This window comes from Shewanella abyssi (assembly GCF_023284025.1).
GTDB lineage: Bacteria > Pseudomonadota > Gammaproteobacteria > Enterobacterales > Shewanellaceae > Shewanella > Shewanella abyssi.
In genome coordinates this window covers 115,451-141,612 of the sequence record NZ_JAKIKR010000004.1, presented here as the reverse complement: position 1 = coordinate 141,612, position 26,162 = coordinate 115,451, and the positions used below count along the sequence as shown (strand labels likewise).

At 43.5% G+C, this 26,162-nt stretch carries 20 protein-coding genes; 5 read left to right on the top strand and 15 right to left on the bottom strand.

The genetic code is table 11. The features are described 5' to 3' along the window. Positions 1 to 19: 19 nt before the first annotated feature. The 3 genes from dusA to L2755_RS03565 form a co-directional block, all read right to left on the bottom strand. A complete protein-coding gene (gene dusA, locus L2755_RS03575) occupies positions 20 to 1,003 on the bottom strand; it encodes a tRNA dihydrouridine(20/20a) synthase DusA (protein ID WP_248979380.1) in 984 nt (327 codons plus the stop codon). 114 nt (positions 1,004 to 1,117) lie between these two features. Beyond that, positions 1,118 to 2,068 carry a LysR family transcriptional regulator gene (locus L2755_RS03570; RefSeq protein WP_248979379.1) on the bottom strand — a complete coding sequence of 317 codons (951 nt, stop codon included), beginning with the start codon at positions 2,066 to 2,068 and terminating at the stop codon, positions 1,118 to 1,120. Further along, on the bottom strand, positions 2,052 to 3,029 hold the full coding sequence (locus L2755_RS03565) for a LysR family transcriptional regulator (RefSeq protein WP_248979378.1): 978 nt from the start codon (positions 3,027 to 3,029) through the stop codon (positions 2,052 to 2,054). Before L2755_RS03565 ends, L2755_RS03570 begins: the two co-directional genes overlap by 17 nt. Positions 3,030 to 3,441: 412 nt before the next feature. Between L2755_RS03565 and L2755_RS03560 the strand changes: the two genes are divergently transcribed. Beyond that, the gene (locus L2755_RS03560; RefSeq protein WP_248979377.1) at positions 3,442 to 5,679 is read left to right on the top strand and encodes an OmcA/MtrC family decaheme c-type cytochrome; all 2,238 of its coding nucleotides are present in this window, start codon (positions 3,442 to 3,444) and stop codon (positions 5,677 to 5,679) included. Positions 5,680 to 6,134: 455 nt separating this feature from the next. On the opposite strand, the gene L2755_RS03555 is transcribed toward L2755_RS03560, so the two are convergent. The 7 genes from L2755_RS03555 to dnaB all read right to left on the bottom strand — a co-directional run bounded on the left by L2755_RS03555 (position 6,135) and on the right by dnaB (position 15,175). Continuing rightward, complete coding sequence (locus L2755_RS03555) at positions 6,135 to 6,575, bottom strand: hypothetical protein (RefSeq protein ID WP_248979376.1); 441 nt, start codon at positions 6,573 to 6,575, stop codon at positions 6,135 to 6,137. Then, positions 6,575 to 7,285: a TorD/DmsD family molecular chaperone gene (locus L2755_RS03550; protein ID WP_248979375.1), complete on the bottom strand. Its 711-nt coding sequence runs from the start codon at positions 7,283 to 7,285 to the stop codon at positions 6,575 to 6,577. The genes L2755_RS03555 and L2755_RS03550 overlap by 1 nt, the downstream gene beginning before the upstream one ends. Before the next feature lie 54 nt (positions 7,286 to 7,339). Then, positions 7,340 to 7,990 carry a DMSO/selenate family reductase complex B subunit gene (locus L2755_RS03545; protein WP_248979374.1) on the bottom strand — a complete coding sequence of 217 codons (651 nt, stop codon included), beginning with the start codon at positions 7,988 to 7,990 and terminating at the stop codon, positions 7,340 to 7,342. Positions 7,991 to 8,001: 11 nt separating this feature from the next. Further along, positions 8,002 to 10,554 carry a DMSO/selenate family reductase complex A subunit gene (locus L2755_RS03540; RefSeq protein WP_248979373.1) on the bottom strand — a complete coding sequence of 851 codons (2,553 nt, stop codon included), beginning with the start codon at positions 10,552 to 10,554 and terminating at the stop codon, positions 8,002 to 8,004. A gap of 668 nt (positions 10,555 to 11,222) precedes the next feature. After that, on the bottom strand, positions 11,223 to 12,518 hold the full coding sequence (locus tag L2755_RS03535) for a BamA/TamA family outer membrane protein (protein ID WP_248979372.1): 1,296 nt from the start codon (positions 12,516 to 12,518) through the stop codon (positions 11,223 to 11,225). Between the two features lie 69 nt (positions 12,519 to 12,587). Beyond that, the gene (alr, locus tag L2755_RS03530; RefSeq protein WP_248979371.1) at positions 12,588 to 13,664 is read right to left on the bottom strand and encodes an alanine racemase; all 1,077 of its coding nucleotides are present in this window, start codon (positions 13,662 to 13,664) and stop codon (positions 12,588 to 12,590) included. Positions 13,665 to 13,768: 104 nt separating this feature from the next. Further along, positions 13,769 to 15,175: a replicative DNA helicase gene (gene dnaB, locus L2755_RS03525; RefSeq protein ID WP_248979370.1), complete on the bottom strand. Its 1,407-nt coding sequence runs from the start codon at positions 15,173 to 15,175 to the stop codon at positions 13,769 to 13,771. Between the two features lie 122 nt (positions 15,176 to 15,297). On the opposite strand from dnaB, the gene L2755_RS03520 reads away from it, so the two are divergent. The 3 genes from L2755_RS03520 (at position 15,298) to L2755_RS22450 (ending at position 21,106) form a co-directional block, all read left to right on the top strand. Further along, a complete protein-coding gene (locus tag L2755_RS03520) occupies positions 15,298 to 17,517 on the top strand; it encodes a S46 family peptidase (protein WP_248979369.1) in 2,220 nt (739 codons plus the stop codon). Positions 17,518 to 17,887: 370 nt separating this feature from the next. Continuing rightward, entirely contained in the window at positions 17,888 to 20,842 is a 2,955-nt protein-coding gene (locus L2755_RS03515; RefSeq protein WP_248979368.1) for a TonB-dependent receptor, read from the top strand. Positions 20,843 to 20,923: 81 nt separating this feature from the next. Continuing rightward, a complete protein-coding gene (locus tag L2755_RS22450; RefSeq protein WP_487250730.1) occupies positions 20,924 to 21,106 on the top strand; it encodes a hypothetical protein in 183 nt (60 codons plus the stop codon). A 59-nt stretch (positions 21,107 to 21,165) separates the two neighbouring features. Here the strand turns inward: L2755_RS22450 and rplI are convergent, their stop codons facing one another. From rplI to rpsF, 4 genes are read right to left on the bottom strand one after another with little or no spacing between them, the layout of a single operon-like run. Next, positions 21,166 to 21,618: a 50S ribosomal protein L9 gene (gene rplI / locus L2755_RS03510; protein ID WP_248979367.1), complete on the bottom strand. Its 453-nt coding sequence runs from the start codon at positions 21,616 to 21,618 to the stop codon at positions 21,166 to 21,168. Between the two features lie 26 nt (positions 21,619 to 21,644). Next, the gene (gene rpsR / locus L2755_RS03505; RefSeq protein WP_005497284.1) at positions 21,645 to 21,872 is read right to left on the bottom strand and encodes a 30S ribosomal protein S18; all 228 of its coding nucleotides are present in this window, start codon (positions 21,870 to 21,872) and stop codon (positions 21,645 to 21,647) included. An 11-nt stretch (positions 21,873 to 21,883) separates the two neighbouring features. Then, positions 21,884 to 22,189, bottom strand: a complete 306-nt coding sequence (gene priB, locus L2755_RS03500) for a primosomal replication protein N (protein ID WP_202286468.1) — start codon at positions 22,187 to 22,189, stop codon at positions 21,884 to 21,886. 8 nt (positions 22,190 to 22,197) lie between these two features. After that, entirely contained in the window at positions 22,198 to 22,611 is a 414-nt protein-coding gene (gene rpsF / locus L2755_RS03495) for a 30S ribosomal protein S6 (protein ID WP_248979366.1), read from the bottom strand. Between the two features lie 319 nt (positions 22,612 to 22,930). Between rpsF and L2755_RS03490 the strand changes: the two genes are divergently transcribed. Continuing rightward, positions 22,931 to 23,674, top strand: a complete 744-nt coding sequence (locus tag L2755_RS03490) for a DUF481 domain-containing protein (RefSeq protein ID WP_248979365.1) — start codon at positions 22,931 to 22,933, stop codon at positions 23,672 to 23,674. 187 nt (positions 23,675 to 23,861) lie between these two features. Here L2755_RS03490 and L2755_RS03485 read toward each other — a convergent pair whose 3' ends face one another. Then, positions 23,862 to 25,952 carry a prolyl oligopeptidase family serine peptidase gene (locus tag L2755_RS03485; RefSeq protein WP_248979364.1) on the bottom strand — a complete coding sequence of 697 codons (2,091 nt, stop codon included), beginning with the start codon at positions 25,950 to 25,952 and terminating at the stop codon, positions 23,862 to 23,864. Positions 25,953 to 26,162: the final 210 nt, after the last annotated feature.

Below are 26,162 nucleotides of genomic sequence, written 5' to 3'. Positions count from 1 at the left end.
AGAGGGGAATAAAGGCAAATTAAAGGCTAACAACCGCTTTCATCTCTTGCCTAGCCTGGGTTATAACTTCGATTCCAGCGCCCGATTTATGCGCATTTTCGCTTAAATAGCGGCGCCATACTCTTGAGCCGACTTCACCTTGAAACAATCCAATGATATGGCGAGTGATGTGATTGAGGCGTCCACCCGCTTGCAAATGTTTCTCTATATAAGGAAGTAGTTTCTCTAAAACAGCATCTCTGCTCAATACTGGTGTATCAATACCGCATAACTGTTGGTCGACTTCAGCCAGCATATAAGGGTTTTGATAAGCTTCACGCCCAACCATCACACCATCGAGTTGCTTAAGGTGGGTTTTACATTCAGCCAGTGTTTTAACCCCGCCATTAAGACTGATACTTAAATCGGCATAATCACGTTTGAGCTGATAAACACGCTCATAATTTAACTCTGGGATCTCTCGGTTTTCTTTAGGGCTTAACCCTTGCAACCACGCTTTGCGGGCATGAATAATAAAGTCATCACAACCCACTGCTTTTACGGTATCGATAAATTGCGCTAAAAACTCATAGCTATCTTGCTCGTCAATGCCAATACGTGTCTTCACGGTCACCGGAATATCGGCAACCTGCTTCATAGCATCGACACACTCAGCGACCAATGCAGGCTCTGCCATTAGGCACGCCCCAAAACGACCGCTTTGAACGCGATCTGATGGGCAACCCACATTGAGGTTGATTTCATCATAGCCACGCTCGAAAGCTAGCTTGGCACAGGTGGCAAGATCTGTGGCATTAGACCCGCCTAGCTGTAATGCCAGCGGGTGCTCCTCTTCGTTATAAGCAAGGTAATCACCTCGTCCATGAATTATTGCTCCCGTTGTTACCATTTCTGTATATAGCAGCACTTCAGAGGACATTAATCGCGCAAAATAGCGATAATGACGATCTGTCCAATCCAGCATGGGTGCGATAGAGAAAGTACGATTAAGTTGGGTTTGCATATAATTACCAGTAAAACGAAAACAAGAAACGATCCGGGCGCGCATTTTACACTGCTGGCTAACAAAACGACAGGAGAAAAGTCTTTAAGGCCGAGCACTACGTCAGCTAAGCCGCTATTTATGAGATGTGATGATATAGGTTTCTAGTGCCTGCTGTAGCCACAAGGGCGAGACAATTTTTCCATCAGCATCGCGCCTAAGCCACAGATAAACAGTGGGATCACTAAAGCCTTTCAGCAAGCATTTATCCTGTGAATAATCTATTTTTTGGGCGTGTAAGCCATTAATGCTAGCGAGAAAATCAACAGCACATTTCACCCCGACAACCATCACCGCATGAGAGTTTAGTAAGCTACTCGCGGCGCTACCGAGATCGGGCGCGGTAGCATATACCTGCATAGGTTTACCTTGTGCTTTAGCATAAATCCCTAATGGAGACCTGTTGGCAGGAAATGGCATAGTGACGAGCTTAACAATAGGGAAGTCTGTCATATTGTCTATCGTCGGATTATCCCAAACGGGATGCTGTGATTGGGCAACTAAATAGCCGCCTCGATGTTGGATAATCGATTTAGATAGCAGTTCTTTTCTAGTCGAAGGCCTAAAGCAGATCGCCGCGTCGATCTCCCCATCAATAAGTTGCTGTTCACTCAGCTCTGACCAAGCTGTGGTTGATACCGCGATATTTGGATTTTGGTTATTATCAGCGGCTCGTTTAATAATTTTCTGTGCCAGCCCTATTTCTAATTGGGGAACGGTGCCGATAATGATTGCTGGCTCTACAGGCGATACACTCTTGATAGCATCACTTTCGATAGCGCGACTACAGAGTAAAATCTCCGCTAACAAAACGTGTAAACTGTGGGCCAGCTCAGTTGCAACGAGCTGATTATTGATCCGTACAAAAAGAGGATCATCAAAGACCTCCCGCAGTGAATTTAACCCTCGGCTGACTTTGGGTTGTGATAATGATAAGTCACTCGATACAGCCTTGGTACTGCCCTTGAGGTACAGCTGACAAAATATCTCTATGGTACTAATGCTAATATTACTCAGTTTTTTCATTTCCACCTCCAACGGGTAAGGTCATATTACTGTTGATGTACCCCTGTATTTCATCATTTAACCAGTTTGGTATTGACCCGCTTTTTCTTGTTTGGGTGATATAGTGATGATACTGACCACTTCGTTGATTAATGAGATCACAGAGAACATCGTCCAGCGCTAACGCTGCTATTTCACCGCGCTGACATAAAAACTCAATCGCATCTTGGTAACATAACAGTGCTATTGCATTACTGTGCTCCAGCTGCAGCATTAAATCCGCAAGTAAGCACACTTTTGCAACCACGTTTAAACCACTGTTGGTATCAAGGGCATAACATTCAAGGGGATCGGTAACATCATCCAGTTCATTTCCTGCAAAGCTAATATAGGGATAATCCAATATATCAATGAGACTCAATGGCTCAGTTGCAGTAAGAAGTGGGTGACCCTGCCTGGCAACCATGACATAAGCATCAGACTTAACGATTAGCGTTGAAAACAATTGCTCAGTATTATAAGCACTGTACGTGACAGCAATATCGACGCGTTGCTGCTTTAATAACTCCCCCACATTGCTGTTACAAGGTTTTATATGGAATACATAGTTTTCGTTTTCTTTGGAGGATCTTTTTTGTAAGTGACGTAAAAGGTTCAGTGACAAGGTCGGAGGACAGGCAATGATCAACTCTCGTTTTCGCACTATTGCTTGATTAAGGTCTATCTGTTCGCATTTTTTAGCCAGCTGAACTATTTTCTTCATTTTAGGATAGATATCATCGGCAAAGCTGCTTCTTTCAAACCCCTGCTGTTTTCTGATAAATAGCGGAGCATCCAATGAATGCCGAATAGATTTTAAGCTGCGACTGATTTTAGAGGTGGGAACGCCAAGTACCTGACTTACAGCGGTGGCATTTAATGATTCGTACAGTAAAACAAAAACTTGAATATCAAATAAACTATTGGTATTTAACTTATTCATTCATCCTCTGAACACTCGCTTAGTCCACTGTTAACTAATTTAAAGTAATACTTACCGCTTAGATATGCGTGCGCTCAATTTTCCCTCTCTTTACATTAGTTATTCCTCAATTTTGTGACTTATGCATGTTGATTGATAAAAGCTATCAATTTCACTTTGCAGATTTGCAATATGTGAATTTCACATTTTCACATTGCGAAAACCAGGTGATTACACCACCAAATAGAGAAAAAATATCACCACCCACTACAGATACGAAATTTAGAAGTGTAAATACCCATCACGAGACCCCTCAGCCAGCATATAAAACCCAAAAACAACATCTTCCATCAGTGATCAACTTCATATCTACGATCAAGGGAAATATCTAACATTTCATCAACCAAAAGTGGTTACTTTTAAGGAACGTATGATGATGATGACAACAAAAAAAGCATCGTTAGCTCTGTTGATTAGCTCCGCATTTCTAATCTCAGGCTGCTCAGATGGTGAAGATGGAAAAAATGGTGAAGATGGTCAACCAGGAGGACCGGGTGGACCTGGTGATCCCGGTACCTCAGGCCTGCATATCGATATGGCTGCAGAGGCAATGGCTGAAATCAGCAATGCAACTTATGCAGACGGTATCATTACCGTTGATTTCGAACTGGAAAATAAACAGGGCGTAGGACTACATAGTCTCAGTGCTGAAAATGAGTATCACGATTTCCGCTTCTCGTTAGCTCAACTGCAAACTAACACAGGTTCAGATCTTAAACAGTGGATCTCTCTGTTAAATGACGCCACTAATGATGATGGCACCACATTCGAGCAGGGATTCGAGCAGATAAAGAACTGTGCTGAGTGTTTAGTCGATCATAAAGATGGTACTTATACTTACACTTTCGACACTAATCTAACGACGACTGTCGATGCGGCGGGTGTAGTATTCGATCCAGCATTGACTCAGCGTATCGCTATCGAGATGCAGTTTGAGTATGCCTCGGGTCATGAACTAGCAGAAAATGCTCATTATGATTGGATCCCAGCGACCAATGCCACAGAAGGTGTAGAGACTCGCGAGTTAGTAACACTTGAAACATGTTACACCTGTCACCAGCCAGATAGCCTTAGGGCTCACGGTGGTCGTAGACTTGATCTAGAAAACTGTCAGTCATGTCACAACGGCATCGTCTCTGATCCTAATGATGTTTCAGTTGAATTAGGTCATATGGTGCATGCTATCCATATGGGACCTGAGCGTGAAGGTAAAGATGCTGAAGGCAATGTTGTTCCTATGCCTTATACCATCGCTGGCTACAGCGGTGACCATGCATTCGATTATCCGGCTTTCCCAACTAAACCGTTTATGGATTGTGCCGTTTGTCATGTTCAAGATGAAACACTAGCCGACAAAGATCTATGGCTTTCAAATGCGAACGCGAATGCATGTACTGGTTGTCATACTGACTCGCCTGCACAGCATCAGTCAGATAAGAACCCTCAACTTGTTTGTACCGACTGTCACAGTGCTGCAGTTCATATGGACCATAAGAAACCTTATGAAGCCGCTGAAAACTACGACGTTACAGTTTCAAACGTAATCGTTAATGCACAAAATCTATTGGAATTTGATGTAAAAATCACCGATGCTGATGGCGTTGTTGTCACCGATGAAGAGATTTATCAGCAAGGCTACTCTAACCCTTATATGGTCGTGAGCTGGGATGTAGAACAGGACTATCCTGAGTATGCATTATCCATTGATTCTTATACTCAGAAAAAAGGGTCTATATATGATACTAGACGCTTCAGTTTGAAAGGAGATGGCTCTACTACTTACGCTAATGGAGTGTTCCATGTAACGACAGAGAAGACCAAAAATATCAAACAGGCGGATGGAAGTTATGCTCCTGGTTTGTATACTCTTGAGCTTCCCACTGATATAGCTGAGCGTTCATTAGAAATTTTACCTGTGCTAAAAGTGTGTTTTGAAGAAGGTACTGGCACCCGCACAACATGTGATGCTGATAATGCTTACCCAGCTTATTTGCAGGTAGAAGCATATCGCACAGTGCTTGGTGATGCTGATGCCGTTGTTGGTGAGCGCCGTGCCATTGTTGATACTGCAAGCTGTTTTGGTTGTCACAGCCAAGAGTTCTACCATGATTCAAACGGTGTGAACTGTATTGCTTGTCATACTAATGATAAGAGCCTTAAAGGTAACGGAGATGCTAGCAATGGCGCTGCCTTGCTAAAATCAACCAGCTTTATGTACAAGGCTCACAAGGCTCAAGGACATGATAATGGCCACGGTGGTAGCGGTACTATCCTGAAGACAGATTGTACAACTTGTCACTCAGCAACTGAGGGCTATGGTGGTCTTAAGTATGGTTTCGAGTTAGGCCGTAATGCCGGTCAAGCCCACACAATTCCTAGCACTCAAAGTCCAGCTGCCGATGAGACAGTTAAAACTTGGTATGCCTCTCCTGATGCTGCTGCATGTATAAGCTGTCACCAGAAGTACCTTTCAGATGCGGCGATGTCGCACATGGAACTAAATGGTGCATATATTGGTGAAGATAAGGCGATGGCAAAAGACGCGAAAGAAGCTTGTGCCACTTGTCATAGCCCAGCGAAAGTCATGGAACACCATGGGTTTACTTTGTAATTTGCCCTTGTAAGAACAGAGTGCCTAATTTGTCCCTAGGTTTACTCTAACGTTTTACCCCCTGCAAAAGTCAAAGGCACCCTCGGGTGCCTTTTTTGTGTATAGCAGAGCAACTATCTTGAAAAATGCCTCCGATGAAAAACATCAAAGACCTCCCTTAACGCTGTTGACTTAAAAAGGTTGGTTGACCATTACCCAAAATTGACTATCTTCACTGCCGTATGCAAGCTCAGCCCTAACCACTACACTCTCAACCTCAAAACGGGCGCCAATACTGCTGACAAGGCTGAGCCATCAAGCATAGATCTGTGCAAGAATACTATTTAGATCTATAAGCGTTAGTTATGCGGCTTGGTAACGTAAGGAATTCAGAAAAAGGCGGACGATTTCACTGCAGACTAGACGACAAAACCCAGCATCATAACTGGGTTTATATATTTGAATAAGCTATCTAATTAACACATAGAGCGCTGGCTACGAGCCTCTTTTAATGCAAGAGCTTGCAGTTGCTTATAGAGTTTTTTGACTAAAACTATATCGGATCCGAGCTGCGAAGAGGATGTTTCAGTACTGAGCTTAATAGCATACCGATTAGCCAGAGTCACAATCAATTGTTCACCCTGACTAAGCTCATTACCTTGAACTTGCTTAACAAAAAGCAATCGTAAGCAGGTAAACAACACTTCAAACATCGCCCTGTCGTTCATTGGGGTTTGCACTAATTGCTCTGGCTTTTCACTGCCAACGATTGCCGCAATGATATGGCTAGTGGTTTCGATTGTCGTCGCGACATGAAATAGGTCATGGTTGGTACGTTCGTTAACCAACTGTTTACTGATCTCTTCAGCAAAAGCACTTTTCTTAAACTGCAATCGTGTCGCTTCAATAACACTCATTAATGATGACTCTGCTGCGCCATAGGTAAAATGCCAAACTCTTCACTCAATGCATTTAATAAGTCTTTTAACAAAAAAGCCATACCACGATAAAAACTCGTCTTAGCATGCTCAGTACTGGCCTGAATGAATTTATCAGACCAAGTTAATAAGTGTTTCGATAATAGCAGGCTCAACACTTGTTGAGATTGTTTGTCTGCTGGATCCGCAGAGATCTGCTCTAATAGTTGGGCTATAACAGACAGGAAAATACCTATGTGGTCTGCGGGTTGGTTCTTGTCTAAATTCAACTCGATAGCATGGGCATGATAAAATTTTAATAGTTCATGAGTACTCACATCGTTTAGTAATCGCTGCTCAGTTAACCAACATGAGCCCCAAGGCAAAGCTAATGGCATGCTGGCGCCGAAATAAAGATCACCATAATCCAGCATCAAGTCAGTGAGTTTATTATTGTTCCAATTTTCAAGATATACCGAAATATCACCAAGCCCAGCTTGATACTCTTCGCTATCAATAAACATATGCCAAGTTTTGCTGATGTCGTTATCTGCTAGTAGGTTGATAAAATCTTCTGATGGATAGCCAAAATAGACGTTATGCAACAACTTGGCAATTGCGGCCGCTTCATCAATATCAAAGAGGCGTGCGTTTGGCTTTACCTTCTCTGCTGTCACTGGATCCAATGCCATCTGTTTAGTCTCTGTCATTCTGTAACCTCACATTAGAAAAAATGGGCACCAAAGGGCGCCCATTCGTCAGCTTTACACTTCTCTCGAATTAATCACCGCACCACCTTTACCAGCATGACGGTTATTCTTTACGATTAAATTCGGCTTAGTGACAGAGAAATCGGGTAGTGGTGTTACATGAGTATCACCGTCACCGTATTTAGCTTTCAAATTATCCATGGTGTCAAAATCTAAAGCATGTAACGGACAAGACTCAACACAGATAGGCTTACGGTCAAGGGCGATACGCTCAAAGCAGCCATCGCATTTGGTCATCTTTTTACGCTCAGTATCTAGCTGTGGAGCATCATAAGGGCAAGCTCCTGCGCACATGTTACAACCAATGCACTTTTCATCATTGGTTTTAACTAGACCCGTATCAGCCTCTTTATGCATAGCACCGACAGGACAAATATTGACACATGCAGGTTCAGTACAATGATTACAACCGATAGATGTATAGTGAGTGTGAATATCATTAGTGAAGCTACCGTCAGCATTCTCACTATAGGCACCACCGACAAACTCATACACTCGGCGTTGAATGATCCCATCAGGAAGATCACCGCGCGACTTACATGAAACATGACATGTCTTACAACCAGTACACTTTGAGCTATCGAAGTAAAAGCCATATTGCACTTGTTCAGTTTCGCTTGTTGTTGCTTGAATTGAATTAGTCATTATCTATTCCCCTACTTAGCCTTAACCTGAACACGGTTGGTATGCTGCGGATTACCTTTGGCGTACGGTGATGGTTTATATCGTGTCACAGTGTTAATACAGCCCCCCTCGTCAATCGGGTTACCATTGGCATCTAAACGGCTTTTGTTCGGCATATACCAAGCACCTTGGCCTAGTGCGGCAACATTTGGCATAACACGCAATGTGATTCTTACAGGCACTTCTAATGTGCCGTATTGGTTGCTAACCTGCACAATGTCACCATCAGTAAGGCCTCGTTCAGCAGCATCTTTAGGGTTCATCCATACTGCATCTTCAACGGCTTCACGTAACCAAGGGACATTGTGAAAGCTTGAGTGAGTGCGGCCCTTAGTGTGGTAACCCACGAGTTGCAGCGGGAAGTCAGTATCAACATCTTGAGTGGTATCTTCATAACCGCCCCAAGTTCTTTGATACTTCGGCAGTGCAGTAACATAGTCGCCCTGAACATCAGCATCAAAGGTACGCTCGGCGCCAAATTTAGCCATAGCAACTGAGTACATCTCAATCTTGCCACTGGCAGTGCCTAGTGCTTCACCACCATTAACAAATGAGTCCATAGAGATCACTGGTTCAGGGTTGCTGTAATGGAAAATACCAATATCTTGTGCTTCTTTAAATGTTGCAGGCAAGGCTGGTATCGCATTGGCATTATTAGCCTTGGCAGCTGCCTTTGCGTAAGCCTCTTCCATCCACTCTTCTTCTGTCTTACCTTCGGTATATTCAGCCTCTTTGCCCATTGCTTTAGCTATCGCAAGGCCTTGTTCAAAGTAGTTTCGACAGTCAAACATTGGCTCAATACCGCGCATGGCAGTTAAGTAACCCGTATTACCGGCGGCATATGAAGCAGAGGCAAAATCATCAGTTTCTAACCAACTTGTGTCAGGAAGCAAGATATCGGCAAACTTTGCACTAGGTGTCATCCAGCAGTCACTAACCACAATAAACTCACACAAACTCTCATCCGCTAATGTCTTAGCAGTAAGGCTGGTTTCAGAGTGTTGGTTAATGAGTGCATTAGAATTCAATGCAAAAATAGCCTTAACTGGCGTTTTAAGAGGGGTATCTAAATCTTCTAAACCTCTAACATCATGGCTTCTGCCCGTCATGTTAGCGTGATTACGGATCGCTTCTTCCCAGTTATAGAAACTAATCGTGGTCTCAATTGGGTTAGTTAAACCTGAGATACCAGAAGCACTAAGTGATGAACGGCCTTGTGACGGCATCGCGCCATTTGATGTACCAAGACGACCCACTTGATTAAATACCCAAGGTAACATGTAACATGAACGCATCGCTTGCTCACCATTGGCATGGCGGTTAACGCCGGCGCCAGTCACAATAAATGCATTTTTTGCTGACATTATTTTACTTGCAATAGACTTAATTGCAGCTTCTGAAATACCACAGATTGCAGCTGCCCATGCAGGTGTTTTAGCTCCTTCTGAGACGAATTTGCCAACGCCCATGATGTAATCATGGAAGTTCTCTGCAGGGTCTACATACTGGGCTAAGTCTTTTTTAGCTTCATCTGTATCCAACTCTAATGCAGCTTTCAAAGCCTCTAATGACGCTTTATCAAAACCTGATACATGTTTATCCATAAAGGTTTGGTCAACATGTCCGGCTATAATAGCTTCGTACATGAGTGCTTCAGCAAAAGCCGAATCTGTACCTGGACGAATGCCATGCCATTCATTTTCTTTACCTAAACATGAATCGGTATAACGCGGGTCTACCATGATAACTTCGCAATTCGGATTCGCTTTCAGTGCTTCACTGAAATCACGGCCTTCGCCAGAACCTGATTGACGCATTTCATTAGGGTTATAACCAATGCCCAAAAACAGGTCAGAATGCACAATGCTATTAAGGCTTGAGCCACTAGTACCGTAATGACCAGTCGCTTTTGACGCATAATTAAGCTGCTGCCAAGAATAGTTTCCTTGGTATCTTAAGTATCCGCCATTTAAATTCAAAATACGGCTAAACCAGTTAGAAGACTTAACCGAGTAATAAGCACCAGTACCATAAATTTTAAGAATTGATTCATTACCGTATTGCCCTGCAATGCGCTCAAGTTCTTTGGCAATTTCCTGCGCTGCTTCTTCCCAAGTGATTGGTACAAATTGACCTTCACCACGAGGTCCAACGCGCTTCATCGGCTGCTTTAAACGGTCTGCTGCATAAGTACGTTGCTTAAGTGAACGACCACGTGCACAGGCACGGACTTGATGTATTTTACCTGCTTCATCTTCAATTTCGTGGTCGGTTTCAATATTGGCAATTGAACCGTCTTCATTGGTAAAGACTTTGACTGGGCAGTTTGAACCGCAATTAACTAAACAGGCGCTATAGCCATAGGCTGTTGTTGCACCTGGTTCTGTTGGTGGAATAGGAATACTAGGTTCAAGCGGCGTCCAATCTATATCCTTGTTTGGTGCTTTATCATCACTGCCACAGCCAACAAGTACAGCCCCGGCCGTAAGAGCACTGGTTGCTTGCAAAAAAGTACGTCTTTTCATTCTGCGTTACCTCGACATTTAACAACATTGCCGCGCCTTGATGGCGCTATTTAAGTGCATTAATAAGCGCACTTTTAATAGGGTTATTGTCTGCCTAATATTGAACATATGAAAAACTAGAAAATGAAATTGTGACATTAATGCCATATCAACTAAGAAGTCAGTTATATTTCGTGACCCACTCGTTAAATGTTTTTAGCTTAATTAACCTTTTCTCACTAATTTTACTTGCAGGGTCACACTTTCTGTCACCAGCTCGTCAATAACTTTATGAGAAATACATATAACGAAATAAACTCATTAATAAACAATGACATAAAAGTAAACCTGCACATTTTAAATGCGATAGCAGAGTGAGTAAGAATCGATGGCAATTAATGTTAATATATACATTAGAACTTAAATTAAATAACTTTAAATAAAACTAATAAGCCATTAATAAAAAGTAATTGAGGACTAGTAACTTTAGTTCACCCTTATAAGTGTTCGATACATTGATACAGATGTAAAAATGGATAGCTATTATGTTAACAACATATCTTCCCTAGAAGTAAATACCACCACAAAAACCTCAGTGGCATTTATTTGGGAGATATAACTTAAAAATGAGAGTCATTTAAAATTTGATCGAAAAAAATAAACAGCCGCAATTATGTTTCAACGTTTGCTTAAAAAGGTTGGTTAACCATGACCCAAAATTGACTATCTTCACTGCCAAAAGCAAGCTCAGCCCGTACCACGATACTTTCAACCTCAAAACGTGCGCCAATACCAGCGGTCCACTGCAGATCATCATGTAATAGCTGCGCATCAAACTCATCGGCAGTTTGCCCAGCTTCGGCAAAGGCAACCCATTGCCACCAAGGTACATCATATAAGTTAAATAGCGGCCACTGTTGTAATGGCTGCCATCGTGGCTGAATGCGGTACTCGGCGGAGTAAAGCACCGCTGAACGCCCGGTAAAACGCTTGCTGGCATAACCTCTAAGCCGGTCAAAACCGCCTAGACTGATCCCGGCAAATGTCGGTGGTCGATGATAGTTATCGCCGCTTTGTGCGTTCCACGTTGGCGTGTCGGCCAAATAGAAGTTAAACGCCATAACCTGCTGGGCAAACCAATCATTGGCGCCAATGGCAAAGAAGGCACTTTGCTCAAACTCCCAAGTTGTCCAACTACTGCGATCTGCAGCACCGAAGTCGCGACTGAACTTAAGGCTTGTTTGCCCGCCTTGGGTACTGTTTTTACCATTGTCACGGTTATCCCAGTCTAACTTTAATGCGACGCCTTGGGATTTCTGCGGTAAATACTCATAGCCGTGTAGCTCGCGCGTTTGCACAAAGGGACTGACTTTAATGCTGGTCACACCCGAGGTTAATGGGTTCCAGCCAATAGCCTCAGCGGAACTTGCCAAACTAGGGGCGGCACCATTAACGCCACGACCCCAAGGCAACACATATTTTGCGTGAAATCGAGTAAAAGACTCATCGCCTAGGGTCACCACTTTTGCAGCATCTTGGTTTGGAGCTGCCAACTCCGAGAGATAGTAGATCCCCTCTTTAAACTGAGCTTGGTAGGTTTCGATTGAAAATAGCCAGCTATCGACTGCGGGGATCTGATAGTTGTGCGCACCTAAATAGCCAACCCAACTGTCGTTTGCGCTATATAAACCAATACCCAGTATTGAGGCTTGTTCCTGGCCGGCATGCTTGACAACCCCCGCAGCGCCCAACGCAGTGCTCAGGGATTCAGATGAAAATGCAAATGGCACCACGGCGAATTCAGCGCTGGGTGGCGTTGTAATCGTTGTCGTTGCAGCTTGAGCTTGCTGTTGCTCTAATGCCGTATGAGGTGTATCGCTGGTATTCGCGGATTGATTTTGCGGTGGTGTTTCAATAACAGGGCTGGCAAATACCATTGGCTGCATCAACAGAAGAGCAGCGGGGCTTATTAATCGTATTTTCAATTTAAGACATCTTCACACTGATGATGGGCATCCCGCCTCATCACAGCAGCACATAAATTTGTTACTTGCTCAATCTAGGCAAACGGCGACTCGGGGCGTTAGTTTGGTGACTAGCTCATAAGCGATGGTACCAATATGTTCAGCGACCACTTCAACGGGTAAATCTTTACCCCATAACACAGCCAGATCGCCCACTTTATCTTTGGCATTAGCACCAAGATCAACCGTGAGCATGTCCATCGACACTCGCCCGACGATAGGCACTAAACGACCATTGACCAATACAGGGGTGCCCAGCGGGGCATTGCGTGGATAACCATCGCCATAACCTATCGCGACCACGCCTAATTGGGTGTCTATTTCAGCAGTCCAGAAACTGCCATAGCCTGCAGGTTCGCCTGCTTTATGCTCTCTAATGGCAATCAATTGCGATACTAATTCCATCGCCGGCAGTAAACCATGCTTGCTGCCTAAATCACCCAAAACGGGTGACACGCCATAAAGCGCAATACCAGGCCGTATCCAGTCAGCTTGGCTTGGCGGCCAAAACAGTGTGCCAGCCGAATTAGCCAAGGTTCTATCCCCTGGCAAGTTCTGGGTTAACCCATCAAAAACTTTTTGTTGTGCTGCGGTACTTGGATTATTCGGTTCATCGGCACAAGCGAAATGCGTCATTAGATGAATCGGTTTAGCCACATTATCATTGGCCAGTAGCCTTTGATAGATAGAGTCAAACTGCTCAGGAGAAAAACCGAGACGGTGCATGCCGGTATCAATTTTAAGCCAAACAGTAACAGGTTTAGGCAGGTCTACGCTTGCTAACATCTCAAGCTGAGACTCATGATGCACCACTGTTTCAATATCATGCTCAACTAACGTTGCCAGATCGCCGACCCGAAAGAAGCCTTCTAACAACAGTAATTTGGCATTTATCCCACCCGCACGTAGCGCTAATGCTTCTTCTAGGCGAGCCAAACCAAAACCGTCGGCATTATCTAAGCACTGGGCAACATTAAGTAAGCCATGACCATAGCCATTAGCTTTTACAACCGCCATCACTTTGCTTGACGGTGCTAATTCATGCAATCGCGCCAAATTATGCTTGAGCGCCTTGCGGCTAATTTCTGCTCGTGGGAATGGTTTCAAGAGTAACCTTGTGGTATCTAATCAAAAAAATAAGAGCCTCAATGAGGCTCTATTGTAGTTAATTGCATTGCATAAAAGCTTTTATGAACGACAATTAATGACGATTAATCTTCTTCAAACTGCGGACCAGAGTAATTATCAAAACGAGAAAATTGCCCTTGGAAGGTTAAACGTATTCGCCCAATCGGGCCGTTACGTTGCTTACCAATAATGATCTCTGCAGTGCCTTTATCTTCAGAGTCATCGTTATACACTTCATCACGGTAAATAAACATGATCAAGTCGGCATCCTGCTCAATCGCGCCCGATTCACGCAAATCCGAGTTAATCGGGCGTTTATCTGCACGTTGCTCCAATGAACGGTTTAGCTGTGATAGCGCTACAACGGGTATTTCTAGCTCCTTGGCCAGCGCTTTTAGTGAGCGAGAGATCTCTGAGATCTCCAAGGTACGGTTATCTTTCAGCGCGGGCACCTGCATTAATTGCAGGTAATCGATCATGATCATCGACAGCCCGCCATATTCACGGGCAACACGTCTTGCTCGGCTGCGCACATCAGTAGGTGTTAGACCTGAACCATCATCGATATACATCTTACCTTGCTCAAGCATGATGCCCATGGTTGATGATACGCGCGCCCAATCGTCGTCATCTAACTGACCAGTACGAATTTTGGTTTGATCCACCCGGCCAAGTGAAGCTAGCATACGCATCATGATCTGTTCTGACGGCATCTCCAAACTGAAAATAAGCACGGGTTTATCTTCATTCAATGCCGCTTGCTCACACAAGTTCATCGCAAAAGTGGTCTTACCCATAGATGGACGCGCGGCAACAATAATTAAATCACCTGCTTGGAAACCTGCCGTCATTTTGTCGAGATCACCGAAACCACTCGACACCCCTGTCACACCATTGGTTGGGTTATTGTAGAGCTCTTCGATTTTATCGACGGTTTTTTCTAGAATGGCCTTTATGCTTTCAGGACCTTCGTTAGCATTGGCGCGCTGCTCGGCAATCTTAAATACTTTAGTTTCAGCTAAATCAAGCAGTTCACTCGAGTTACGCCCTTCAGGGTTAAAACCTGCGTCAGCAATTTCATTAGCGACTTTAATCATGTCACGCACAACAGCACGCTCACGCACAATGTCGGCGTAAGAGTGAATGTTACCCGCACTCGGCGTGTTCTTAGCAATCTCACCGATATAAGCAAAGCCGCCCACATCTTCTAACTGATCTGTCAGCTCTAATTGTTCAGAGACGGTGATCAAATCGATGGGATTACCGGCACTAACCAGAGATTCCATTGCGGTAAAAATCGTCCCGTGGGCGCGTGAATAAAAATCCTCTTTGACGACAGCTTCGGCAACTCGGTCCCATGCGTCAGAATCTAACATCAAGCCACCTAGAACAGATTGCTCTGCTTCAATTGAATGCGGTGGCATCTTCAGCGCATCCATCTGCAGATCTCTGGGCTTTTCTTTGGCCTTAAAGGCGCGTTGCTGTGACATTAAATCTCCAAAATTCCAACGATTAAGCAAAATGTGGTATAAAACGGGCTAAAGCAGAGCAGGCAATTAACAACATACGACCTGCAGATAAAAAACACACAATAACAAAATAAGGAAAGAACATGCGCAATGCATTGATTGCCGCTATTGCTCTCTCTACAGGGATGTTGTCATCCTCTGTGGTTAAGGCCGATGAAGGACAGTGGCAGCCGTATCAAATGCCCTCAATCGCTGACAAGCTTAGCGAACGTGGTATCGATATTCCTGCTAAACAGCTAGCAGATCTTACTCGCTACCCTATGAATGCAGTTGTCGGTTTGGGCTATTGTACCGCCAGTTTTGTTTCGCCCCAAGGCTTAGTTGTCACAAACCATCATTGTGCCTACCGCGCCATTCAATATAACAGCAAAAAAGAACATAATTATCTCGCCGAGGGGTTTTTAGCAAGCAGTAAAGATAAGGAGCCCACTGCGGGCCCTAATGAACGTCTTTATATTACCGAAGCCGTCACCGATGTATCGGCACAAGTAAAACAGAATATCGGTAACGATCCACTGGTTCGCTTTGAAAATATCCAAGCCAACCGTAAAGCGCTCATCAAAGAGTGTGAAAGTGATGATAACTACCGCTGTTCAGTCCGCAGCTTTCACAATGGTTTGGAATACTACCTCACTAAACAGCTCATCATTCGAGACGTTCGCTTAGTCTATGCGCCACCAGAGGGTGCCGCTGCATTTGGCGGTGATGTCGATAACTATGAGTACCCACGCCACTCAGCTGACTTCACCTTTTTACGTGCTTATGTTGGTAAAGATGGTAAGCCAGCAATTTTCAACCAAGACAACGTACCTTATGCGCCAAAAAGCTATCTAAAAATTAACAGCGACGGTGTGAAAGCCGGTGACGGTGTTTTTGTTGCCGGTTACCCAGGCTCAACCAGTCGCTATCGCTTAACTAGCGAGCTTAAGTTTGCCAGCGATTGGTTATATCCAACACTTGCAACACGCTATCAGCTGCGCATCGATACTATTGAAGCCATGAGCGAGGCCAATAGTGACGTTAAAATAAAGTACGCGGGTAAGCTAGCAGGCATGGCTAACCGTATGAAAAAGTACAATGGTTTACTGGATGGATTTAAAGCCACCGATATTGCAGGTATTAAGCAAGGCCGTGAAGATGACTTTAAAACTTGGCTGGCGCAAGACAAAACCTATATGTCTTTTCAAACTCAGTTTGATGAACTAGAAACCCTTCTGGTTGAGCAGCGTAAGCAACGTCAAACACGTTACTACTTCGACAGCGCGCAAAGCAGTGCCCTACTTGATAGCGCGAACAAGCTGTACCGTCTAGCAAAAGAGAAAGTAAAACCAGATGCTAAGCGTGAAGAGGGTTATCAACAGCGTGACATGAAGATGTTTAAAGCACGTCTTAAACGTCTTGATTCTAGCTTCGCTATCAGCGTCGATAAAACGCTGTGGTTACAAGACTTAGAAGCTTATCTAAACCAAGATATTCGTGTTAGCGAGCTTGATAACGCGTTAAATGAAGGCGATGTTGAAACCACCTTATCAGAAAAGCTAGACGCGCTTTATGCTTTAACATCGTTAACCGATAAAGAGAAGCGACTCGCTTGGATGGATGCCGATGCTAGCGCATTCGAAACCAGTGCTGACCCTTTCATCCGTCTGGCCGTCTCATTGTATGAGAAGAATATGGCCGCCGAGAAAGAAGCTAAAACATTGGCAGGTAAGTTATCGATGGCGCGCCCTGATTACATGAAGGCAATGATCGCCTACTACCAATCAAATAACTGGCCAGTATACCCAGATGCTAACGGTACCTTACGCATCACCTACGGTATGGTTGATGGATACCAATCAAAAGATGCGCTCTACAAGCAGCCATTTACGCGCTTAGAAGGGATCCCCGCTAAACATACCGGCATAGAGCCATTTAGCGCACCGACTAAGTTGTTAAAAGCAATTGCAGAGCAGCGTTATGGTAGCCATAAAGTTGAGACTGTTTATCAAGATCCCGCTTCTTGGATATGCCGACTATTCTCTTGCTTAGACAAACCAGAGCAATTTAACTCTGTTCCAGTTAACTTCCTGTCGAGTGTCGACACCACTGGCGGAAATTCTGGTTCACCGGTGTTTAACGGTAAGGGCGAGCTAGTGGGTCTTAACTTTGACTCCACTTACGAAGCCATTACCAAAGATTGGTTCTTCAATCCTACAATCACCCGTGCGGTACATGTCGATATTCGCTATATACTGTGGATGATGGATGAAGTTGACCATGCAACGAACCTCATCGAAGAGCTCGATTTAGTCAAAAACTAACCCGTTACTCTGACATAAAAAGGCAGATTAACTAAGTTTGCAGCTTAGTTAACCTGCCTTTTTTTATCCACTAACTTCGCCTATCTGACTAATCCTACCTCCTATCGCTATGAGAACAAGTGTTTCAAAATATTTCAAAGTGTGTTGAACAATTTCAACAGTAACATCTAGAAACACAACCCCAGCCAGAAGTAACCACTTGCCACAACCATGTTCATAGCAGTAACCGCTAACAAGTCGCTAGCATGAAGTATACATGTTTGATAGAACGATTTGATCTAAGTTATGCAACCCTATAGCATCTACTTTGCTACAAATAAAAACAAAATAATAACAATGCAATAACAGCATCTTTCTACAAGGATTGAACATGAAGACAGTAAATTTCAAACGCTCTTTGCTAGCGGCGTCAATTACGGCGCTACTAACGATAAGCACCCCAGTATTAGCGGCGAGCAACGTAGACGGTACAATACAAGGAACAGTTACCACTGATTCTAGTGGCCCTGTTCTTGGCGCTAGCATTGCAATTAGAAACCAAGCAACAGGCCTAACGAGAAGTATTGAAACTGATTCCAATGGTAAATACCGCATTCCGCGTCTACCTATTGGCCAATACACGCTTACCATCTCTGCTGATGGTTATAACGATAAAGTAGTAAAGGACATTCCAGTTTCAATTGGTGGTAACTCAAATGTTGCTACGACACTTGATGAGATAGGAATGGAAAGACTCGAAGTTACTGGGTCTTCTAGAATAGCATCTATAGATACGACCTCATCCGAAACTTCATTGGTTATTAGCCAAGTTGAAATTGATAGATTACCTCTTCCAAAAGATGTTACTAGCGTTGCACTTCTTGCGCCAGGAACCACACGAGGTGATGGTCGCTTTGGTAATTTTGCATCTTTTGGCGGCGCCTCAGTTGCTGAAAACGCATTCTATATCAACGGTCTTAATGTTACTAACTTCCGAAATGGTCTAGGTTTCTCAAATGTACCATTTGATTTTTATGAACAGTTTGAAGTAAAAACTGGCGGCTATTCTGCTGAATTTGGTCGCTCAACTGGTGGTGTTGTCAACGCTGTAACAAAACGTGGTGGTAATGATTGGGAGTTTGGTGGGAATATTCGCTACCGCCCTGATAGTTTAAGTGAGCAATCACCTGACAGTTTCGATCAAAACGATGATATCTATATATATAACGGTGCAGACTCATATGACAAAGTAGAGGGTAACGTTTACGCTTCAGGACCATTAATAGAAGACACATTATTCTTCTATGCTATGTACCAGCCAAGAAGTACTAAACAAGAATATGTTGCTGACCGCGGAACAAGTTTTTCTTCAGTAGAATCTGACAATCCATTCTGGGGCCTAAAATTAGACTGGAACATTGCAGAAAACCACACTCTTGAGTTTTTAGGTTTTTCAGATAAATCAGATAATACTTCTGACAATTATTTATATGATTATGAAACCAAAACACGTGGAATTCAGACCTCTACTAGTGTAGATGAATCTGGCGGTGACAACTATGTGTTTACCTATACAGGCCAAATTACTGACAACTTTAGCGCACGCATATTATATGGTGTCAACGAGTATAACCTTACAACCTCAAGTAACATCGCAGCTGACTGTAACTTAATCTACGACCGTCGTGCGAGCGCGCCACAAGTTTCGCGTGGTTGTGCTTCTTCTGCGGACTATAGCCAAGAAGAGGGTGAGGATCAACGTAAAGAGTTCCGCGCTGATTTCGAATGGTTCGTAGCCGATGACCACGTGCTAAAGTTTGGTTATGACCAAGAAATTAACACGTCTAAAAGTAACCAGTTTTACTCTGGTCCAGACGGTGTTTATTGGTTCTATTACGATACAACTCCAGGTACAGAACTCGCTAACGGTGGCATAGTGCCTGACGACGTGTACCAGTATGCACGTTCACGTGAACGTACAGTAGGTGGGGATTTTGAAGTTGAGTCACAAGCTATATACCTTGAAGATACTTGGACGGTTACTGATGATGTAACTTTGTCTATGGGTGTACGCTGGGATTCATTCAATAACAAAAACTCAAATGGCGAAAGCTTTGTTAAAATTGATGACATGTTTGCACCGCGTCTAGGTGCTGCTTGGGATATCAATGGTGATGGTGAGTCTAAGATATTTGCAAACGTTGGGCGTTATTTCCTTCCTGTAGCAAGTAACACAAACGTTCGTCTTGCGGGTAACGAGTATGACGTACGTAAGTACTATGTATTAGACGGAACAACCGATCAGGAAATCAATGGTATTCAAGTACCCATTGCTGACCTTGGCGCTCAGATCGGTGGCGATGAATTCCTAGCCGACGGAAATGTACCAAACCCAGCAGGTATTGTTGATCAAGAACTTGATCCTATGTACCAAGATGAAATTATCTTGGGTTACCAATCTATGATTGATGAAGATTGGTCTTGGGGCATCAAAGGAACACAACGCAAGCTTAACGGTGCAATTGATGATATGACTATCAGCCATTGGACTGAAGCTAAATATGGTTGTGCGCATCCTGGTGGTGGTGGATATGTTCTGGGTAACCCAGGCGAAGATATGACTGTTGATCTAGATACAAACTGTGATGGTGAGGTTGATACAACTGAAACTATTCCAGGAAGTGAACTCGGTTATCCAGAAGCTGAACGTACATACAATGCTATTGACCTAACTCTTAATCGTGCATGGGATTCACAGTGGAGCCTAAGTGGTACTTATACTTGGTCTCAAAGCTACGGTAATACTGAAGGCCTAGTAAAGTCAGATAACGCTCAAGGTGATGCTGGTCTAACTCAGGATTTTGATTTCCCAGAGCTAATGGATGGAGCTGATGGATACTTGCCAAATGACCGCCGCCATATGTTTAAGCTATTTGGTGCATACGCTATCACCGAAGACTTTACAGTTGGTGCCAACTTTACCGCTGAATCTGGTCGCCCATTGAACAAGTTTGGTATTGGTCACCCTGATGGACGACCATCATATGGTGATACTTACTATACGCAGAATGCTGATGGCACATTCGACTACAATCCTCGTGGAACCGATGGCCGTACAGACTGGGTTTACAGACTTGATCTTTCAGCATCATATGCAATTAATGTATCGGAACTGGATATAGTCTTAAAAGCTAATCTCTATAACGTATTCGATTCTAGTGCAACAACTCGCCAAGTTGAGTTATATGAACTTGGAGATCCAGGCGTTTCCAACCCTGATTATGGAACAATTTCAGGATATCAAACTCCGCGTTATGTTGAATTTAGTGCAAGTGTAAAATTCTAAATAGTTAATTTAGATAAAGTAAAAACGTAAATATATAACTCCCTTTTATAGGGCACAAATTGATTTTGTGCCCTTTTTTTTATTTCAAAGTCGAGTAATATTGACCCTGCAGACTACGTAAACCGAACCTGCTCTTCCTGCTCTTCCTGCTCTTCCTGCTCTTCCTGCTCTTCCTGCTTTTCCTGCTTTTCCTGCTTTTCCTGCTTTTCCTGCTTTTCCTGCTTTTCCTGCTTTTCAGACATAAAAAAACACCGCACTAATTAAATTAGTGCGGTGTTTTAAATTAAAGCTTTGCTAATACCAAAAGGTATTAATGCAAAATATTAGCCTTCTGCAACAACAGAAAGCTTAACAATTGCTTTAACTTCAGTATGAAGTTGAACTTCAACTTCAAAATCACCAGTGTTGCGCAATGCACCTAATGGTAGACGTACTTCGCTTTTAGCAAGCTCAACGCCAGCAGCAGTAACTGCATCAGCTACGTCACGGTTACCAATAGATCCAAATAGCTTACCTTCGTCACCGGCTTTAGAAGCGATAACAACAGACTCAAGTGCATTGATTTTCTCTGCACGAGCTGTAGCAGCAGCTAGTTGACCCGCTAACTGAGCTTCTAAATCAGCACGACGTGCTTCAAAGACTTCAGTGTTAGCAGCGTTAGCAACAACAGCTTTACCTTGTGGTAAAAGAAAGTTACGTGCGTAACCTGATTTTACAGAAACTTGGTCACCCAAGTTGCCTAGGTTAGCGATTTTATCAAGTAAAATAACGTTCATTTTATATTCCTCTAAATTAATGCAGTCTACTGATGTAAATCAGTGTACGGCAGTAGAGAAAGATAACGAGCACGCTTGATAGCGCGAGCTAGTTGACGTTGATATTTAGCATTTGTACCAGTGATACGACTAGGAACAATTTTACCACTTTCAGTGATATAGTTCTTCAAAGTAACGATATCTTTGTAATCAATCTCGGTAACGCCTTCTGCTGTGAAACGGCAGAACTTGCGACGACGGAAATAACGTGCCATGTGACAGTCTCCTAAGTTTTCAATTCGACATTTTCGGCGTGTAATACCAAACGATTTTGACCATTTCTGCTCTGTTGCAGATTAAGGAAACCTTCGACTTGGATTTCAACGCCGGCTTTCAGATTTTCTGTGACGCTATTAAAGCGTTCCCCACTCAACACAACTTGAATTTGGCAGTAAACGTTGCGTAACATTTCTGCTTCGTAACGCTGGGATTTGTGTTCCAACATCAGTACCGTATGGGCAATGCCTGCTGGGCTATCAAATCGCCTAGAACGCGTAATGGTTCCCGCTAATATCAAATTGTTCGTGGTCACAAAAAAACTTACTCAGCAGTGTTTTCAGCGCTTTCTTTAACTTCTTCAGTAGCTGCTGCACGAGGTGCACGCTCTTCAGATGAACGACGTGTATCGCGTTCGTCTTTAGCTTTAGCCATTGGAGATGCTTCAGTGATGGCAGCTTTAGTACGCATAACCATGCTACGCAAAACAGCGTCGTTGAAACGGAAAGCTGTTTCAAGTTCATCTACAGTTTCTGCAGTAGCTTCTACGTTCATAAGAACATAGTGAGCTTTATGCAACTCGATGATTGGGTAAGCCAATTGACGACGGCCCCAATCTTCTAAACGATGGACTTGACCACCAGCTTGGGTAAGAATACCCGTGTAACGCTCGATCATACCTGGCACTTGCTCACTCTGATCAGGGTGAACTAAAAATACGATTTCATAATGACGCATTTTTTGCTCCTTACGGTTATCTAGCCTCGTTGTTGGCTCAGTCAAACCTAATAGAGGCAAGGAACTAATTAAAGTGACTGATTTAAGCCGCGGAATATTACCTAAACTAACGCCATAATTCAAGCAATAACTTCCCTAAACTGCAATTCCCTCTAACTGACTTGGGGCCGGCTGTGCACGAAGCTGTTTATGGCTAACGCAAGCCGTTGAAAATAGATAATTGCGTCATTAAGCATAGTTTGCGCTGCTGCTGATTCTAGGTATGATGTCGCATTACATGATTTCACTTTCAACTTAAAGCATCACGCCAAGAATAATAATGTCTAGAATCCTCACAGCAGCTATAGCGCTTTGTTGCTCCCCAGCAGCCTTTGCACTTGTACCGCCTGATTATCAAGAACCGCCAAGTGATTTAACCGCCGAAATCGAAGCGGGTTTTCAACTCAATACCGGTAATACTCAGTCGAGCAGTTTTAACGGCAGAACAAAAATTGTTTATGATACTGATGCGATGCGACAAGAGGGCACTGTCAAAGCCTATTTTGCCGCTGATGATGAAGAGACCACTTCAGAGAAGTATGAATTACAACTACAATCAAGTTATAAACTCTATAGTGGTTATGTTTTTGGCCGAGGAGACTTTACCTGGGATAAATTTGGTAGTTATACGCGAATATCCACAATATCAGGTGGTTATGGTTTCGACGCAATAGCAAACTCTAGCACCAAATTAAGCTTAGAAATTGGTCCTGGTTATCGTTACAACTTGCCCATTGGCACCGACAGCATCCCAGAGCCAGATGCAAATAAAGATGTCATTTTACGTACTGCGGCAAAGTTTGAACAAAAACTGCAAGAGTACACCAGCCTAAATGCCGACTTAACCTCAGAAGTGGGCGAAGATAACAATACGCTAACCTTAGATATGAGCTACAAAAACACCCTATTCCAAGACTGGGCGTTCAAGATTGGTGTCAATGTTAAATACACTCAAGTGGTGCCTGAAGGCTCTAAACAAACAGACACTATTACTACCTTTAATTTGCTTTATACCTTTCAGTAGCGATGTAACGAGCTAAAATACTTAATTTTCTGCACACTGCTATCAATGCGCAATGGAAGTTCTAAAGTGAGTTGATTGAAGAGACTAAGGGCTAGCTGACAAAAAATGAGCGATACGGGCAACAACACAATCACTTTAACTTGGATCTGTTTCTGCCCGTATCACTGTAAGATTGACTTAAAAAGACTTACCTAAGTTGCTGCATTAAATAGGCATAAACCATTGAGCTTAACTCAGCAACTTGATTATTGTCTGCCGCCCCAGCATGGCCACCCTCTATATTTTCGTAATACAGCACATCGATGCCCATAGCTTCCATTTTTGCGACCATTTTACGTGCATGGGCAGGATGAACGCGGTCATCACGAGTTGAAGTGGTGAAGAACACCTTAGGATAAGCCGTATTAGCTTTTAAGTTATGGTAAGGCGAGAATCCCTTAATGTAATCCCACTCTGCTGGGATATCAGGATCGCCATACTCTCCCATCCAGCTAGCACCCGCGAGCAATTTATTATAGCGCTTCATATCGAGCAGCGGCACTTGGCAAACAACCGCATTATAAAGTTCGGGTTTACGGGTAAATGCAGCCCCCATTAATAGGCCACCATTACTGCCACCCTGGATCCCTAAATGTTTACTTGAGGTGATTTTCCTAGCAATGAGGTCTTCCGCTATCGCTTCAAAATCTTCATAAGCCTTATGGCGATTCTCCTTTAGCGCCGCTTGATGCCAAGCTGGACCATATTCACCACCGCCGCGAATATTAGACAATACATAGACACCGCCTTGCTCAAGCCAGTTTTTACCAATCGTTGCCGAATAGGATGGTCGTAATGAAATTTCGAAACCGCCATAACCATAAAGCAGTGTTGGATGAGTGCCATCAAGCTTGAGGTTTTTAGCCATCACCACAAAGTATGGCACTTTAGTGCCGTCCTTCGATTGAGCAAAGTACTGCTTTGTCTCGAACTTATCGGCAACGAACTGCTGCTTCATCGCCTTTATCTTTTTAGCCTTCATGCTTTTACCATCAAACAAATACAAACTTGAAGGCTCTAAAAAGCTAGTGTAGTTAACAAACACCTCATCGCTGTCATCTTCACCACCAAAGACACTCAATGTACCGTTAACATCAAATGGGGCTTGCTGAGACTGCCACTCACCATCCTTTTGCACATAGCGTATTAACTTACTCTTGACGTTATCAAGCCAAGTAATAAGGATTGTGCTTTTAGTGAAGCGTACTTGGGAAATAGAAGCGGTTGCAGTGGGTTCAACCAACACACTAAATTGTGGTTTTTGAGCGATAAGCTTATCGAGATCGGTGTAAACTATTGCGCCTTGCTTAAAGGTCTTTCCTGCCGTTTTTAATTCGCTTTTAAGTTCGATATAGAGCTGGTCATTAAAGTAACCTTTAATGTCCGCATCCATTGGCAGCGGTAGCGTAATGAGTTTGTCATTGTGATAGGCATAGTGCTGAGCAGTATAGAAAGTCAGGCTTTCAGAAACCAATTGCAGTGATTTTTTGTCGTCATAGATGACAAAACCTGAGGCTGCCACTGAAGTTTTATCACCGCTAAAGATAGTTTTTGCAGCCGATAACGGCGTGCCTCGCTGCCATTGCTTAACCACTCTCGGATAGCCTGAATCAGTCAGGCTATCGCCATCAGTAAAATCGGTCCCAACAAAAACAGTGTCTTTATCTATCCAGCTAACGCTTGATTTGGCTTCATCCAAGGCAAAGGGTTGCTGTTTATTTTCTACAAATGATTTGCTGTTTAAATCAAACTCTCGGACTTCCACGGCATCAGCGCCACCGCGAGACAGTGACACCAAACAGCGGTCATAATCAGGATAACGGCAACTCATGCCCTTATACACCCAATTAACGCCCTCGGCCTTGCCTAATGCATCAATATCTAACACGGTTTCCCATTTGGGTTCAGCCTTGGTGTACTCCTCCATCGTCGTGCGACGATAAATACCACGCTCATGATCCTCATCTTTCCAAAAGTTATACAGATATCCATCCATGCGACTGGCATAGGGGATCCGTTCCTTATTGTTAAGAATCGCTAAACTGTTACTGACTAAACCGTCAAAGCCCTTATAGGCTTTTATCTCTTTCGCCGAGATAGCGTTCTGCTGCTTAACCCACTCAAGGGGCTTAGCGCCCTCGACATCTTCCAGCCATAGATACTTGTCTTCCTCAGCTAAAATAGGTGCTGCTGCGGCAATTGAACTTAACACGCATAAGGATAAAATTTGATTACGCATTTAAACATCCTGTTTTTAGAGTGATACCATTTTTATTAGCCTAATCAAACTACTGCATGTTGTATAAAAGTTAAATAGCAATTAAGTAAAAACAGCCACAAAATTTTGCCAGAATGAGCGAGTCTGTTTACTTTGATACCCTTCAAATACAAAAATGCCGAAGAGGCATAAACCACTTCGGCAATTTTAATTAAGTTCTTATGCAGCAAA